The sequence below is a fragment of the Rhizobium sp. NFR03 genome (assembly GCF_900111275.1).
Taxonomy (GTDB): Bacteria; Pseudomonadota; Alphaproteobacteria; order Rhizobiales; family Rhizobiaceae; genus Ferranicluibacter.
The window spans coordinates 449,882-464,253 of sequence record NZ_FOGR01000003.1; the positions used below are offsets into that span (position 1 = coordinate 449,882).

The 14,372-nt window shown below is 63.9% G+C and carries 13 protein-coding genes; 5 read left to right on the forward strand and 8 right to left on the reverse strand.

The annotated features are described in order from the left end of the window. Positions 1-60 precede the first annotated feature (60 nt). From BSG19_RS11870 to BSG19_RS11880, 3 genes are all read left to right on the forward strand, one after another. Positions 61-942, forward strand: coding sequence for a 23S rRNA (adenine(2030)-N(6))-methyltransferase RlmJ (locus BSG19_RS11870; RefSeq protein ID WP_092988028.1), 882 nt, complete (start codon positions 61-63; stop codon positions 940-942). A 166-nt stretch (positions 943-1,108) separates the two neighbouring features. Continuing rightward, the gene (locus BSG19_RS11875; protein WP_244529214.1) at positions 1,109-1,903 is read left to right on the forward strand and encodes a ribonuclease T2 family protein; all 795 of its coding nucleotides are present in this window, start codon (positions 1,109-1,111) and stop codon (positions 1,901-1,903) included. A 55-nt stretch (positions 1,904-1,958) separates the two neighbouring features. Further along, a complete protein-coding gene (locus BSG19_RS11880) occupies positions 1,959-2,549 on the forward strand; it encodes a glutathione S-transferase (RefSeq protein WP_092988032.1) in 591 nt (196 codons plus the stop codon). A 105-nt stretch (positions 2,550-2,654) separates the two neighbouring features. On the opposite strand, the gene BSG19_RS11885 is transcribed toward BSG19_RS11880, so the two are convergent. The 7 genes from BSG19_RS11885 to BSG19_RS11915 all read right to left on the reverse strand — a co-directional run bounded on the left by BSG19_RS11885 (position 2,655) and on the right by BSG19_RS11915 (position 10,489). Then, complete coding sequence (locus BSG19_RS11885) at positions 2,655-4,160, reverse strand: tripartite tricarboxylate transporter permease (RefSeq protein WP_092988034.1); 1,506 nt, start codon at positions 4,158-4,160, stop codon at positions 2,655-2,657. A 12-nt stretch (positions 4,161-4,172) separates the two neighbouring features. After that, positions 4,173-4,634 (reverse strand): tripartite tricarboxylate transporter TctB family protein, encoded by a 462-nt coding sequence (locus tag BSG19_RS11890; protein WP_092988036.1) that lies wholly within the window; start codon positions 4,632-4,634, stop codon positions 4,173-4,175. 180 nt (positions 4,635-4,814) lie between these two features. Next, a complete protein-coding gene (locus tag BSG19_RS11895) occupies positions 4,815-5,792 on the reverse strand; it encodes a tripartite tricarboxylate transporter substrate-binding protein (protein ID WP_092988477.1) in 978 nt (325 codons plus the stop codon). 214 nt (positions 5,793-6,006) lie between these two features. After that, complete coding sequence (locus BSG19_RS11900; RefSeq protein ID WP_092988038.1) at positions 6,007-7,377, reverse strand: sigma-54-dependent transcriptional regulator; 1,371 nt, start codon at positions 7,375-7,377, stop codon at positions 6,007-6,009. Next, complete coding sequence (locus BSG19_RS11905) at positions 7,374-9,167, reverse strand: sensor histidine kinase (protein ID WP_092988040.1); 1,794 nt, start codon at positions 9,165-9,167, stop codon at positions 7,374-7,376. Before BSG19_RS11905 ends, BSG19_RS11900 begins: the two co-directional genes overlap by 4 nt. An 81-nt stretch (positions 9,168-9,248) precedes the next feature. Beyond that, a complete protein-coding gene (locus tag BSG19_RS11910; protein ID WP_092988042.1) occupies positions 9,249-9,710 on the reverse strand; it encodes a DUF1284 domain-containing protein in 462 nt (153 codons plus the stop codon). Positions 9,711-9,850: 140 nt separating this feature from the next. Then, on the reverse strand, positions 9,851-10,489 hold the full coding sequence (locus BSG19_RS11915) for an outer membrane protein (RefSeq protein ID WP_092988044.1): 639 nt from the start codon (positions 10,487-10,489) through the stop codon (positions 9,851-9,853). Between the two features lie 364 nt (positions 10,490-10,853). Between BSG19_RS11915 and BSG19_RS11920 the strand changes: the two genes are divergently transcribed. Both BSG19_RS11920 and uvrC read left to right on the forward strand, forming a co-directional pair. After that, positions 10,854-11,618, forward strand: coding sequence for an SDR family oxidoreductase (locus BSG19_RS11920; protein WP_092988478.1), 765 nt, complete (start codon positions 10,854-10,856; stop codon positions 11,616-11,618). Next, positions 11,615-13,678, forward strand: a complete 2,064-nt coding sequence (gene uvrC, locus BSG19_RS11925) for an excinuclease ABC subunit UvrC (protein WP_092988046.1) — start codon at positions 11,615-11,617, stop codon at positions 13,676-13,678. Before BSG19_RS11920 ends, uvrC begins: the two co-directional genes overlap by 4 nt. Positions 13,679-13,682: 4 nt before the next feature. Here the strand turns inward: uvrC and BSG19_RS11930 are convergent, their stop codons facing one another. Beyond that, entirely contained in the window at positions 13,683-14,234 is a 552-nt protein-coding gene (locus tag BSG19_RS11930) for an acyl-CoA thioesterase (protein ID WP_092988048.1), read from the reverse strand. Between the last annotated feature and the right edge of the window lie 138 nt (positions 14,235-14,372).

The following is a 14,372-nucleotide window of genomic DNA, read 5'->3' on the forward strand; positions in this document are numbered from 1 at the left end:
CAGCTCAAAGCGCTTTGCCCTTTGCATCTCAACATTTCATCAAGGCGATCACCAGAGATCATGAATTACCGGCACATCTACCATGCGGGCAATTTCGCCGACGTGCTGAAGCATGCGGTGCTCGCCCGTCTCGTCACCTATCTGAAGCAGAAGGACAAGGCGTTTCGCGTGCTGGACACCCATGCCGGCATCGGGCTCTACGATCTTTCGAGCGAGGAAGCGCAGAAAACCGGCGAGTGGCGCGACGGCATCGGCCGGCTGCTGGCTGACCCGGTGCCGCCTGCTGTGGCGCCGATCCTTGCGCCCTATCTGGAGGCCATCGCCGCCCTCAACCCCGAAGGTGGAATGGCGCATTATCCCGGCTCGCCGAAGCTGACGCGCCTGCTGATGCGGCCGCAGGATCGGCTGTCGGCCATGGAGCTGCACCCCGACGACTACGAGACGCTGCACCGATTGTTCGACGGCGACTACCAGAGCCGCATCACCGAACTCGATGGCTGGCTGGCGCTCGGCGCGCATCTGCCGCCGAAAGAAAAGCGCGGGCTGGTGCTGGTCGATCCGCCCTTCGAGGAGCCGGGCGAATACGAGCGACTGGAGAAGGGCCTCGCCAAGGCCTATCGCCGCTTCCCCGGCGGCACGTTCTGCCTCTGGTATCCGCTGAAGCAGGGCGCGCCGATTGCCGAATTTCACGAAAACCTCACGGCGCTGAATATACCGAAGATGCTCTGCTGCGAGCTGACGGTGAAGAGCGACCGCGGCACGACGGGCCTGACCGGCACCGGCCTCATCATCGTCAACCCGCCCTTCACGCTGAAAAGCGAGCTGGACGTGCTGCTGCCCTTCCTCAAGGATCGCCTGAAGCAGGACCGCTTCGCCTCCGCGCGCGCCATCTGGCTGCGGGGCGAAGAGCGGGATCTTCCAGAGGATGACGACGAGGCCTGATCGAGCGGGGACTTTGCCGTGCAGCGCTTGACGCGACGCACCCGCCCGACGCAATCTCCCGCGGCGCAACGAAGCGCCAAGGGCGGAAACGGGAGACGACGATGACGAAGGATCTCCCCATCCCCGTATGTAACCCTGTCAGCCACGCTGCGCGGGGGTTTCCGGCATGATGCACCGGCCTCTCTCTTCCGTGCGGATCGTGATGGCGCTGGTCTCGGGCCTCCTCCTGTCGGGCTGCGGTGATAAGCCGGCGGAGAGGCAAGCCACGGCGACGCCTCCCATTCTCCAGCATGTGCCCAAGCCACCGGCAAAGCCGTCCTCACAGACACCATCGCAGGCCCCGAAAATCACGCCTGCGTCCGCGCCTCCAGACGTGCCGATGGGAAGCGGGTTCGATTTCTACGTCCTCTCGCTGTCCTGGTCGCCGACATGGTGCGCGGAGAACGACCGCGCGGGCAAGACGGCGCAGTGCAATGGCAACCGGACATACGGCTTCATCGTCCACGGTCTGTGGCCGCAGAACGAGCGGGGCTTTCCCGCCTTCTGCCCGTCGCGCGACAGCGACCGCGTGCCCGATGCGCTCGGCCGTGGCCTGTTCGACATCATCCCCTCCATGGGCCTGATCGGGCATCAGTGGCGCAAGCACGGGACGTGTTCCGGGCTCGACCAGCGCGCCTATTTCTCCGTGCTCCGGGCAGCGCGCGACCGGGTGCACATACCCGCAAGCATAGAGAACGCCGACGCGCGGCGGCGAATGAGCCCGGCGGCCATCGAGACAGCGGTGGCGGACGCCAATCCGGGGCTGACCCCACAAGGTGTCGCGGTGACCTGCGGCGACGACAAGCTCGACGAGATCCGCATCTGCTTCACCCGCGACCTTGCCTTTCGCGCCTGCGGCGAGGTCGATCGCGGCGGCTGCCGGGCGCGGGACCTGACCATTCCTGCTGCGGGCCGACGATGACGTTTCCCACAGCAATCCCATTCCGAACCCCACACAGCAGACGAACGGACCGCCGATGAAGATCCTCTACTCCCCCGCCTCGCCCTACTCGACCAAGGTGCGCATGGCCGCGCACTATGCCGGGCTGCCGGCCGAAAGCGTGCTGACGGACACGAACTCCAACCCGCCGGACCTGATCGCCAGCAACCCGCTCGGCAAGATCCCGACGCTGGTGCTCGACAGCGGTCAGGCCATCTTCGACAGCAGCGTCATCATGCGTTACATCGACCGGGAGACGAAGGGCGCGCTCTACCCGCGCAACCCGGAAAAGCGCGTGCAGGCCGAGGTGCTGGAGGCGCTCTGCGACGGGATCTGCGACAGCCTGCTTGCCATCGTCTACGAGAAGCGCTTCCACCCGCCGGAAAAGGTGCACGAGCCATGGATCGAGCGTCAGTGGGAGAAGGTCGAGCGCGCGCTGGACTATCTGGACGCAAACATGCCGAAGACCGGAACGAAGCTCCACGCGGGCCACTTCGCGCTGGCGGCCACGCTGCGCTACATCGAGCTGCGCTTTGCCGGCGAATGGCAGAAGGGCCGCTCGAAGCTGAAGAACTGGCCGGACAAGTTCGAAAAGCAGTTTCCGGATTACAAGCTTTTCAAGGCGTGATCGCGACACGCCCCGACATGTGCCCCCCCGACATGTGCCCATGGCCAAACAGAAAGGCGCCACCGTTTCCGGTGGCGCCTTTTTCGTTCGGGTCGCCGGATGCGATCAGCTTTCTTCCTGGAAGACCTCTTCGCGCTTGGCCTTGATGCTCGGCAGGAAGACCACGACGAGGACGGCGGCGGCCAGAAGCAGGAGGCCGGCGCTGATGGGGCGCGTGACGAAGGTGGTGGCATCGCCTCGCGACAGGATCATGGCGCGCCGCAGGTTCTCCTCCAGCAGCGGCCCGAGGACGAAGCCGAGCAGAAGCGGTGCCGGTTCGCAGCGCAGCTTGACGAGAAGGTACCCGGCAAGGCCGAAGAAGGCGACGGCATAGAGGTCGTACACATTGGCGTTGACGCTGTAGACCCCGATGGCACAGAAGGCCATGATGATGGGGAACAGCACGTAGTAAGGCACCGTCAGCAGCTTTACCCAGAGGCCGATCAGCGGCAGGTTGAGCACGACCAGCATCAGGTTGCCGATCCACATGGAGGCGATGATGCCCCAGAAGAGGGCCGGCTGCTCGACGGCGACGTTCGGGCCGGGGACGATGCCCTGGATGATCATCGCGCCGACCATGAGGGCCATGACCGGGTTTGCCGGAATGCCGAGCGTGAGCAGCGGAATGAACGAAGTCTGCGCACCGGCATTGTTGGCCGATTCGGGACCTGCGACACCCGCGATGGCGCCCTTGCCGAACTCTTCGGGATGCTTGGAAATGCGCTTCTCGACCGTATAGGACGCGAAGGCCGCGAGGATGGCGCCGCCGCCGGGCAGGATGCCGAGCGCCGAGCCGATGCCGGTGCCGCGCAGGACCGGACCGACCATCTGGCGGAAATCGTCCCGCGTCGGCATGAGGCCGGTGACCTTGCTGATCAGCACGGTGCGCGTCATCTCGCCTTCGAGATTGCGCAGGATCTCGGCAACGCCGAAGACGCCGACGGCCACCGCGACGAAGTTCAACCCGTCCGCATATTCCCGGATGCCGAGCGTGAAGCGCGGCGTGCCGGTGTAGATATCCGTGCCGACGAGGCCGAGCAGCAGGCCTAGCGACACCATGGCGAGCGCCTTGACGATGGAGCCATGGGCAAGCGCAATCGAGGACACCAGACCGACGACCATCAGCGAGAAGTATTCGGCGGCGCCGAATTCGAGTGCCACGGCGGTCAGCGGCGGGGCGAAGACGGCGACGAGGAAGGTGGACACCGTACCCGCGAAGAAGGAGCCGAGCGCCGCGATGGCGAGGGCTGCCCCTGCCCGGCCCTTGCGCGCCATCTGATAGCCATCGATGGCGGTGACGGCCGACGAGGATTCACCGGGCATGTTGATCAGGATCGCGGTGGTGGAACCGCCATACTGGGCGCCGTAATAGATGCCGGCCAGCATGATCAGCGAGGAGACCGGCTCCAGCTGGAAGGTGATCGGCAGGAGCATGGCGATGGTGGCGGTCGCGCCGATGCCCGGAAGGACGCCGATGAGCGTGCCGAGGAGAACGCCGATGAGGCAGAAGAGAAGATTTTCCGGCGTGCCGGCCGTGGCGAAACCGAGTGCGAGATTGCTGAAGAGATCCATCAGTGACGATCCTTAAAACCGGAGCCAGGGGCCGAAGCGTTCGAACGGCAGGCCGAGCGCGTAGCTGAACACGGCGACGGAGAAAATCGTGATGCCGATGGCCAGAACGAACGCCCAGCCCACCTTCATGCGCTGCGATGCGAAGGCTGCGATGAAGGCAGAGATGAACAGCGACGGCACGAAGCCGAGCCCACGGACCGTGAGGCCGAAGACGATGGGCGACACGAGGATGAAGAACATGCCGCGCCATGCGAGAGGCTCGATCGGATCACTCTTCGAGCGTGTTGCCTGCACGAAGATGACGAGCCCGAGGCTGGTGAGGAAGAGAGCGAGGACCAGCGGGAAATAGCCCGGCCCCATGCGGAACGTCGTCCCGAGTTCGAGCGACAGCGACTGGGCCACGAAGAAGAGACCGAGGACGATAAACAGGATGCCGCAGAGCGCATTCGTCCTGTCGAGACTGAGTGGTTTCATGATTGTTCCCCAATGGAGCAGAACCGAAGACGCCCCCCAAGGCGCACCCCAAGGCGCCCGGATGGCCGGCGTTGAACACGGACGAGGCTGAGACCTTCGGACGCAGCCTGCGATCCGGCGAAGCCCTTCCCGCCGACGTCGCGGGAAGGGCTTGCAGAGCGTGCATGAACGGACGAACGATCAGTCGGCGTACTGGCCGGCCTTCTCGATGATCGGCTTCCAGCGGGCGATTTCGCTCTCGAGCTTTGCCTTCAAGGCTGCGGGCGTCGCATCGGCTTCCGAGGAAGGCTTGGTGCCGAGCTCTGCGAAGCGGGCAACGACGTTCTCGTCCTTCAACGCTTTCTGGAGCGAGCCTTCGAGCTTTGCGATGGCTTCCGGCGGTGTGCCCTTGGGGGTGTAGACGCCGTGCCAGATGCCGACTTCGAAGCCCGGCAGACCGCCTTCGATGGCTGTCGGCATGTCCGGGAAGATGTCGAGGCGGGTTGGCGACGTTACGGCGAAAGCCTTGATGGTGCCGCCCTGGATCTGCTTCGTCGTGTTGGTGGTCTGGTCGCACATGATGTCGACCTGGCCGCCGAGAAGATCGGTCATCGCCGGGCCCGTGCCCTTGTAGGGGACGGTGACGAGCGGCGTTTCGATGGCGCTCATGAACAGCATGCCGCAGAGGTGGGAGGCCGCGCCGATGCCGGCATTGGCAACCGTCACGGTATCCTTGTTGGCCTTGGCATATTCGACGAGGCCCTTGAGATCCGTCGGTTCCAGATCCTTGCGGGCGACGATGGTCATCGGCACTTCGGTAACGAGACCGACATAATCGAAGGCGTTCAGCGGGTCGTAGGCAAGCTTGCGGTAGAGCGTGGCGCTGGTGGCCATGCCGATGTGGTGCAGCAGTACCGTGTAGCCATCCGGCTCCGAGCTAGCAACGCGACCGGCACCCAGCGTTCCGCCGGCACCGCCGACATTCTCCACGATGACCTGCTGGCCGAGATCCTTCGACATGGATTCGGCAACGAGGCGCGCGACCGTATCCGTCGGACCACCTGCGGAGAAGGGAACGACCATCGTGATCGTCCGCTCCGGATATTCCGCCTGCGCGGCACCTGCAAAAGCGGTTGCGGCAAGCGCGGTCGCTGCCAGCAGCGACTTGAAATACGTCATGATGTCCTCCCAAGACATGATCGACATGCCGGCAAGGCTCCTCCTCTGCCGGTCATGGAATAGGTGTGAGTGTGGCTTTCAGAAGCCCGTGCGCAACCGCTTATTAGCGGGCCTGCGGGCCAAGGACGCGTTTTTGCAGTGCATCATGGGTGGAAATGGCCCCTGAGCGGGATCGGATGGGTGGAAACCGACACAAACGGGTCGGTCCCGTCTCTCAGTCCGTGAAGGGAGGTCCGTCGTCGAAGGTAGCGCGCTTGTCGAGACCGTATTTCTGCATCTTTTCGTAGAGCGTCTTGCGGGAAATTCCGAGTTCCTCGTAGACCGGACGAAGCGCACCGCCATGCACGGCGAGTGTCCGGGCGATCAGCCCGCGCTCGAAGGCGGCAACGCGCGGCGCAAGCCTGCTCTCCTCCTCGCGATCCTCGGTGAACGTATCGAGACCACGGGCGTCGAGCCCGAGCACGAGGCGGTCCGCGGCGTTGCGCAACTCGCGGACATTGCCCGGCCAGCGCCGGTGCGCGACCTCGGCGACGATAGCCGGTGGCACATCGATATCCTCGCGTCCGTAACGTGCCGAAGCCTCGCGCACGAGCTGGAGAAAGAGAAGCGGGATATCGGCGGCGCGCTGGGCGAGCGACGGTACGTGCAGCGTGACCACGTTCAGGCGATAGAACAGATCGGCCCGGAAACGACCGGCTGTCACCTCAGCTTCCAGATCGACCTTACTGGTGGCGACGAAGCGGACATCGAGCGGCACGATCTCGTTGGAGCCCAGACGCGTGATCGTGCGCTCCTGAAGTACGCGCAGGAACTTTGCCTGAAGCTCGATCGGCATGGAGCCGATCTCGTCCAGCAAAATCGTTCCGCCACGGGCATGCTCGAACTTGCCATAGCGGGCACGGATCGCGCCCGGAAAGGCGCCGGCCTCGTGGCCGAAGAGTTCGCTCTCGATCAGGGTTTCCGGCAAGGCGGCGCAGTTGATGCCGATGAAGGGGCGGTTGGCGCGGGCGCTGATATCGTGCAGCGCGCGGGCGGCGACCTCCTTGCCCGCACCGGTCTCGCCGATGATCAGCGTATCGGCATCGGTCGCCCCGATGGCGCGCAGACGGTAGCGGAGATCGACCATCACGGGAGTGCGGCCGGGCATGCGCGCCTCGATGTCGTCGCGCTTGCCCGCAACCGCGCGCAGGCGGCGATTCTCCAGCACGAGGCCGCGACGGTCGCGGGCGCGGCGGATGATGCCGGCAAGCGCCTGCACGCCGAAGGGCTTCTCCATAAAATCATAGGCCCCTTCCCGCATGGCCTTCACGGCCAGCTGCACATCGCCATGACCGGTGACGAGGATGACGGGGATTTCGTGGTCGATCTCGCGGATGCGCTGCAACAGCGTCATGCCATCCATGCCGCGCATGCGGATATCGCTGACCACGACGCCGGCAAAACCGTAGCCGACGCGGGCCAGCACGTCCTCGGCACCGGCAAAGGTTTCGACGGTCAGGTCCTGAAGCTCGAGCGCCTGCGCCGTCGAGCGACGCAGCTCCTCTTCGTCATCGACCAGAAGAACGGTGGCCGCTTCGCCTGTCATTCGGCTGCCTCACTTATGCTGTCCACGCGGTCGAGTTCGATGCGGAACATCGCGCCGCCTTCAGGGTGATTTTCCGCGGAAAGGCGGCCCCCGAAGTCCTTGACGATATTATAGGAAATCGAGAGCCCGAGGCCGAGCCCCCTGCCGACACCCTTGGTGGTGAAGAACGGGTCGAAAATGCGCTCGGCAATCGCCTTGGGTATGCCCGGCCCGCCATCGCGTATGATGATCGCCACGCGGTCGCCTGCCGTCGTCGCGGTCACCGTGATGCGCCTGTCTTCAAGGCCTTCCACGGCGTCGGCCGCGTTGGAGATGACATTGACCAGCACCTGCTGGAGGCGGACGGAGCCGGCGCGCACGAACGGCGCAGGCTCTCCGAGCGCGACAACGAGTTCGGCATCTGCAGAGGCGAGCCGGGCCGAGACGATTTCCAGCGTGTCGCGCAGCACCTCGTCGAGCGCCACCGGCCCCAGCTTCTCATTGGGCTTGCGAGCGAAATTGCGCAGGTGGCGGCTGATGGAGGCCATCCGGTCGATCAGGTTGGAAATGCGCCTGAGATTGTCCTTCGCCTCATCGATGCGGTCCCGCTCGATCAGCAGCGAGGCGCTTTCCGCATAGGTCTTTGCGGCCGCAAGAGGCTGGTTGAACTCGTGCGAGAGTGCCGCCGACATCTGCCCGAGGCCGGCCAGCTTGCCGGCCTGGACGAGATCGGCCTGGGTGCTGCGCAGCTGGGCGTTGAGGTCGGCAAGGTCGGCCGTGCGCTCCTCGACCCGGCGTTCCAGTTCGGCCTTCGCCTCGATCTGCATCTGCATGCGCTCGTTGCGCCGAGCGTGCCGCTGGAGGATGATGGCGAGGCTGAGGCCGGCAAGGCAGAGGAAGAGAAACACGGCGGCCACCGCGACATTGGTCTGGGAGCGCACCCAGCTCATGTCCATCAGCACGCGAACCGTCCAGTCGGCATCGCTGACATATTCGGAGAGAACGAGATAATCCCGCGTGGCGTCATGTGTCGGGATCGCCATCAACGTGTGTTCGCCGACGCGCGACCTGACGACGCCGAGGTCTTTCAAGTCTGCCTCCGCATAACGCCGCGAGGCTTCGGTACGGCGCAGACGTTCGGGCGTCAGCGGCAAAATGCTGGCGAAGAGCCATTCCGGATTGCTTGTCATGAAGATCACGCCTTCCGGATCGGACACGAAGATCTCGTATTCGCCGCCTCGCCAGGAAGCCTCGATCATGTCGATATCGACCTTGAAGACGATGACGCCGGCGACCCTGCCGTCGATGTCGATCGGCGCCGCGAAGAAGTAGCCGCGCTTGAACGACGTGGTGCCGCGAGCGTAGAAGCGCGAACGCTTTCCCTCCGCCGCCTGCCGGAAATAAGGGCGGTAACTGAAATTTTCGCCGACGAAACTTGTCGGCCGGTCATAATTGCTGGCAGCGATGGTCTCGCCGTCGCGGGTCATGACGTAGATGTCGGACGAGCGCAGGAGGCCGTTGATCTCCTTGAGATACCGGTTGGCGCTGTCGCGCAGGCTGCGATCTCCGGGGTTCGAGACAAGCCGATGGATATCGTCGTGATCGGCGATCAGCGCCGGCAATGCCTCGTAGCGGCGAAGGTGGCCGGACAAGGCAGCGACCGCGAGCCGCAGAGCCGTCCCCGCCTGTAGCGAGGCCTCGGCCATGAAACGGCGGCTCGCATAGGCGTTGCCCCAGACGGCAAGGCCCGTCGCGGCGATGACGACCAGAAGAACAGGCACGACCAGACTGCGACGCAGGCTCTTCAGCATCTCCTCTCGATCCTCCTCACAGCGTCCCCCTCGCCTCACCCGTCGACGCTCTCCGAAGAGCCGTGAACGCGTGGAAACAGCCTACAGAGAGGTTGGTGGCTTTCCAAGGGCTTGGAGATCGTCCGGTGCCACGCGGACCTCGCGAAAGCCTCCGGCCGCGATGCCGTCGCAAAGGGTTGACCATTCGCAGCCCCCGCAGGCAGCCCGGATACCACCGGAAGCAAAGTGGGTGCGCAGGAGCGCGATCTGCGCTGTATTCAGAACAAGGCGGACGCCCACATGGATGCCGGAGCCGAGCAACGCCGCCACGTCCGCTGCGGCCTGGCGGTCGCGGGCAACCACGCTGTCGTTGAAGCAATGCGGGTTCGGCGTTTCCAGCAGCGGCCGACAGATGTCGTCCGGCCCATCCACCACATCGAGGGCTTCGCCGGCGCTGATCCGCGCGGCAATGGCGTCATAGTTGCGAACGAAGCCGGGACTGTAGCCCTTGCCGATATAGGTGAGCATGCAGAGGAGGTGATGCGGGCGCAAGCGGATTGTCATTGGGTGGCGGTCTCCGTCAGGATAGTCCGGCAGCGCATCTTCGCACGAGCCGTTCAAAGCCCACACGAAAAAACCGCCTGCAGCGGACGCTGCAAGCGGTTTCGTCAGTCCGAATTCGACCTCCCGGTCTTATCCGTCGATCAGAACTTCACGCCCATACCAACCTTGACGCTGTGTTCGTCATAGCCGGAGGAGAAGTTGCGGCCGGGAACGTTGAAGCTTTCCTTGCCGTAGTCGGTGTAACGGTATTCGACGCGGGCAGTGACGTTGTCGGTCACGAAGGCTTCTGCGCCGGCACCGGCCGTCCAGCCGATGGCCGTGTTCTTGTCGGAACCGCCGAGCTGGCGGGCCTTCAGGCTGGAAGCAGCCACACCGGCCGTGCCGTACAGCAGAACGGGGTTGACGTCGTAACCGACGCGACCGCGGAGCGAGCCGTTGACGCCCTGTTCCATGCTGCGGCCCGGACGGCTCGCATCGTTGTCGCCATAGTTGATGTCGGCTTCAGCGCCGTACACGATCTGGCCTTCCTGCATGTTGTAGCCGCCGTACAGACCGCCGCCGAAGCCGGCTGCGCTCTTGTCGCCGGTGCCCTTGAACTTGCCATGGCCCCAGTTGGCGGTACCACCGACGTAAGCGCCGGCCCAGTTCTTGACAGCCGGAGCCGTGTAGTCGGCAGCCGGTGCAGCGGGAACTTCGTCGATGGCGTCAGCTGCGTTGACAGCCGAGAAAGCGACGAGAGACATGGCGGAAGCCATGAGAGTGGTGATGAGAGTACGCATACTAGATCTCCTTATCAGACCGGCGCTGGACCGATTTCCTGTGTCCGATGCGGCGCCGGCAATTTCGTTCAACCCCGCTCGGTTGAGGTGAAATTGATGTCCAATTGCGGATTTCCAAGAGCCGAATTGTGAAATGATTGAGGCAGAGACATGGCTGAAAAACGATGTTGTTTCAATGCAACAGGGTATTGATTAACCATGCTCGCACTATACTGCAGCTCCTCTTCATTCCGTTGCATTTTCACTACTTTTTCCGTTTTTCGTTCATGCTCCATTAACGGATGATCCGACGGTTTTGCCGTGCGTAAGGTGTTCTTTTATGATCTGGCTCGGCGCCGATCAGAATCGTGAAGGACGAACGCGCGTGAGACATCTTCTGAAAACGGCACTCGTGACGGGCGGGGCAAAGCGGATCGGCCGCGCGATCGTCGAAGATCTCGCGCGGCATGGCTTTGCCGTTGCCATCCATGCCAATGGCTCGCTCGACGAAGCGCATGCGCTTTGTGCCGATCTCAAAGCCGAGGGTGCAAAAGTCGCCGTCGTTCAGGCGGACCTCTCCCGTGCCGAAGATCTCGGCCGGCTGGTGCGCGATGCCGCGGACGCGATCGGACCGCTCGGGCTGCTCGTCAATAATGCCTCCGTCTTTGCCAAGGACAGCCTCGATGCGTTCGATGAGACCGTGTGGGATCGGCACTTCGCGCTGCACGTCAAGGCGCCCTCGGTTCTCGCCGGCCACTTCGCCGCGCAGATGCCGACGGACGCGACGGGACTGATCGTCAACATGATCGACCAGCGCGTCTGGTCTCCAAACCCGCGATTTTATTCCTATATGTTATCGAAGTCGGCGCTGCTGACGGCGACGGTGACGATGGCGCAGTCGCTCGCGCCTGCAATCCGGGTGAATGGTATCGGTCCCGGCCCGACGCTGCCGAACGACCGGCAGAACGATGCCGACTTCAAGGCGCAGGTCGATGCGCTGATGCTGAAGGTCGGCCCGGGACTTGGGGATTTCGGGCGCACCATTCGCTATATGTTCGACACGCCGTCGATGACCGGGCAAATGATTGCGCTGGACGGCGGCCAGCATCTGGCGTGGCAGACGCCGGATCAAATGGAGATCGTGGAATGAACGGACGGACGCCGCAAGATGGCGGCATCTTGTACGACGAGACTGTCAATGACGACGACGAGGATTCGACGGAGGCGGTCGAAGCCCCCTTGCCGGTGGCCGATATCGACTGGGCGGAAACCTCCGCCGTTCCCGACGGGTTGCGCGGTGCCGAGCTGATCCAGGCCTTCGTCAAGCTGCTGCCCAACAGCCCCGGCGTCTACCGCATGTTCAACGAGGCGGGCGACGTGCTCTATGTCGGCAAGGCGCGCAGCCTGAAGAAGCGCGTCAGCAACTATGCACAGGGGCGCGGCCACTCCAATCGCATCTCCCAGATGATCCGCCAGACGGCGAACATGGAGTTCGTGACGACGCGCACCGAGATCGAGGCGCTGCTGCTCGAAGCGAACCTGATCAAGCGGTTGCGGCCACGCTACAACGTGCTTCTGCGCGACGACAAGTCGTTCCCCTACATTCTCGTGACCGGCGACAGCCGAGCGCCCGCGCTCTACAAGCATCGCGGCGCGCGCAGCCGAAAGGGGCAGTATTTCGGCCCCTTCGCCTCTGCCGGCGCGGTGGGACGCACCATCAATTCTCTCCAGCGCGCCTTTCTGCTGCGCACCTGCACGGACAGTGTCTTCGAAAGCCGGACGCGTCCCTGCCTGCTGCACCAGATCAAGCGATGTGCTGGCCCCTGCACACGCGAAATCAGCGACGAGGATTATGCAGAACTGGTGACCGAGGCCAAGGACTTCCTGTCGGGCAAGAGCCAAGCCGTGAAGGCGACCATCGCGTCCGCGATGAGCGAGGCGTCCGACAATCTCGACTTCGAACGCGCTGCGCTCTACCGCGACCGGCTGGCGGCGCTGAGCCATGTACAGAGCCATCAGGGCATCAACCCTTCGGGCGTGGAGGAGGCGGACGTCTTTGCCATCCATCACGAAGGCGGCGTGTCCTGCATTCAGGTGTTCTTCTTCCGCACCGGGCAGAATTGGGGCAACCGCGCCTACTTCCCCAAGGCCGATCCTTCGCTCGCTCCGGCCGAAGTGCTGGCCGCGTTCCTTGCGCAGTTCTACGACGACAAGCCGTGTCCGAAGCAGATCCTGCTGTGCGAGACAGTGGCCGAGCAGGATCTTCTGGGTCAGGCGCTGTCGGAGAAATCCGGGTTCAAGGTGACGATTCTCGCGCCGCAGCGCGGTGAGAAGAAGGATCTCGTCGATCACGCCATGACCAATGCGCGCGAGGCTCACGGCCGGAAGCTGGCGGAAACCGCCTCGCAGGGGCGCCTGCTGGAAGGCTTCATGCAGACCTTCAAGCTGGACCGCGTGCCACGGCGCATCGAGATCTACGACAACTCCCACATCATGGGCACCAATGCTGTGGGCGGCATGGTCGTCGCGGGGCCGGAAGGCTTTGTGAAAGGGCAGTATCGCAAGTTCAACATCAAATCGACCGACATCACGCCCGGAGACGACTTCGGCATGATGCGCGAGGTCATGATGCGGCGCTTCTCGCGGCTGCTGAAGGAGGAAGGCAAGCCGGACCGAAGTGTCGAGCCCGGCGAAGACGCTGGCTTTCCCGCCTGGCCTGATGTGATCCTGATCGACGGCGGACAGGGCCAGATGACGGCTGTTCGCGCCATCCTGAAGGAACTCGACATCGAGAACTGCGTGGTCGCGATCGGTGTCGCCAAGGGTGTCGACCGGGAAGCAGGCCGCGAACGGTTCTTCCCGCCCGTCAACACGGAAGGCGGACTGACGGTCGGACGCGATGGCTTTACCCTGCCCCCGCGCGACCCCGTGCTCTACTTCATCCAGCGGCTGCGGGATGAGGCCCACCGGTTTGCAATCGGCAGCCATCGGGCGCGGCGCAAGCGCGAGATGGTGAAGAACCCGCTCGACGAGATCGCCGGCATCGGCCCGACGCGCAAGCGGGCGCTGCTCCACCATTTCGGCACTGCGAAAGCGGTCTCACGCGCCGGCATGAACGACCTTGTTGCCGTCGAAGGCATATCGGAAGCCGTGGCGAAGCTTGTTTACGATCATTTCCACGAGGATGGCGCTGCCGCGTCCCGGAGCTAAAGGCTTACCCTTCGCTCTTCTCCACGGCGGCGTTGCCGCCATCTTCGCTGGCGGCGTGACTGCCATCTTCGCTGGCAGCGTGGAAACGCGCCTCGAACTCGCGGCGGAGGGAGCGGCGAATGTCAGCCGCCTTTTGCCGACGGATGGCCATTTCCGTTCTGGGCTCGATGGCGGGAATGACGGTCGGGCGACCCTCGTCATCCACGGCGACCATGGTGAAATAACAGGAATTGGTGTGACGACGAACGCCGGAGCGGATGTCCTCGGCCTCGACGCGGATACCGACCTCCATGGATGTCCGGCCGGTCTGGTTGACGGAGGCACGGAACGTCACGAGTTCGCCGACGAGGATCGGCTGGCGAAACACGACCTGATCGACCGACAGTGTGACTGCATAGCGCTGCGAGTACCGCGAGGCGCAGGAAAAGGCGACGCGGTCAAGAAGGTTGAGCAGCGCACCGCCATGGACCTTGCCGGAAAAATTGGCCATGTCGGGCGTCATCAGCACGACCATCTCCAGCTGCCCCGATTCATGCGTCACGTGCGTCTCGTCCATTCCGTTTCCTTTCATGGCGTGCCTGAAGGAGAGGACACTACAGCGCCGGCTGGCTTTCGCAACGCGTCATCGGCGTATAATGTCCGTGTCATGCGCGCGACACATTTCCGGGGGAAACGTCGCAGATCAGGACGGGCA

What these genes read in the sequence shown, in the direction of transcription:
- BSG19_RS11870 (WP_092988028.1), top strand. Translation starts at nt 61, where the DNA reads ATGAATTACCGGCACATCTACCATGCGGGCAATTTCGCCGACGTGCTG.
- BSG19_RS11875 (WP_244529214.1), top strand. Translation starts at nt 1,109, where the DNA reads ATGATGCACCGGCCTCTCTCTTCCGTGCGGATCGTGATGGCGCTGGTC.
- BSG19_RS11880 (WP_092988032.1), top strand. Translation starts at nt 1,959, where the DNA reads ATGAAGATCCTCTACTCCCCCGCCTCGCCCTACTCGACCAAGGTGCGC.
- BSG19_RS11885 (WP_092988034.1), bottom strand. Translation starts at nt 4,160, where the DNA reads ATGGATCTCTTCAGCAATCTCGCACTCGGTTTCGCCACGGCCGGCACG.
- BSG19_RS11890 (WP_092988036.1), bottom strand. Translation starts at nt 4,634, where the DNA reads ATGAAACCACTCAGTCTCGACAGGACGAATGCGCTCTGCGGCATCCTG.
- BSG19_RS11895 (WP_092988477.1), bottom strand. Translation starts at nt 5,792, where the DNA reads ATGACGTATTTCAAGTCGCTGCTGGCAGCGACCGCGCTTGCCGCAACC.
- BSG19_RS11900 (WP_092988038.1), bottom strand. Translation starts at nt 7,377, where the DNA reads ATGACAGGCGAAGCGGCCACCGTTCTTCTGGTCGATGACGAAGAGGAG.
- BSG19_RS11905 (WP_092988040.1), bottom strand. Translation starts at nt 9,167, where the DNA reads ATGCTGAAGAGCCTGCGTCGCAGTCTGGTCGTGCCTGTTCTTCTGGTC.
- BSG19_RS11910 (WP_092988042.1), bottom strand. Translation starts at nt 9,710, where the DNA reads ATGACAATCCGCTTGCGCCCGCATCACCTCCTCTGCATGCTCACCTAT.
- BSG19_RS11915 (WP_092988044.1), bottom strand. Translation starts at nt 10,489, where the DNA reads ATGCGTACTCTCATCACCACTCTCATGGCTTCCGCCATGTCTCTCGTC.
- uvrC (WP_092988046.1), top strand. Translation starts at nt 11,615, where the DNA reads ATGAACGGACGGACGCCGCAAGATGGCGGCATCTTGTACGACGAGACT.
- BSG19_RS11930 (WP_092988048.1), bottom strand. Translation starts at nt 14,234, where the DNA reads ATGGACGAGACGCACGTGACGCATGAATCGGGGCAGCTGGAGATGGTC.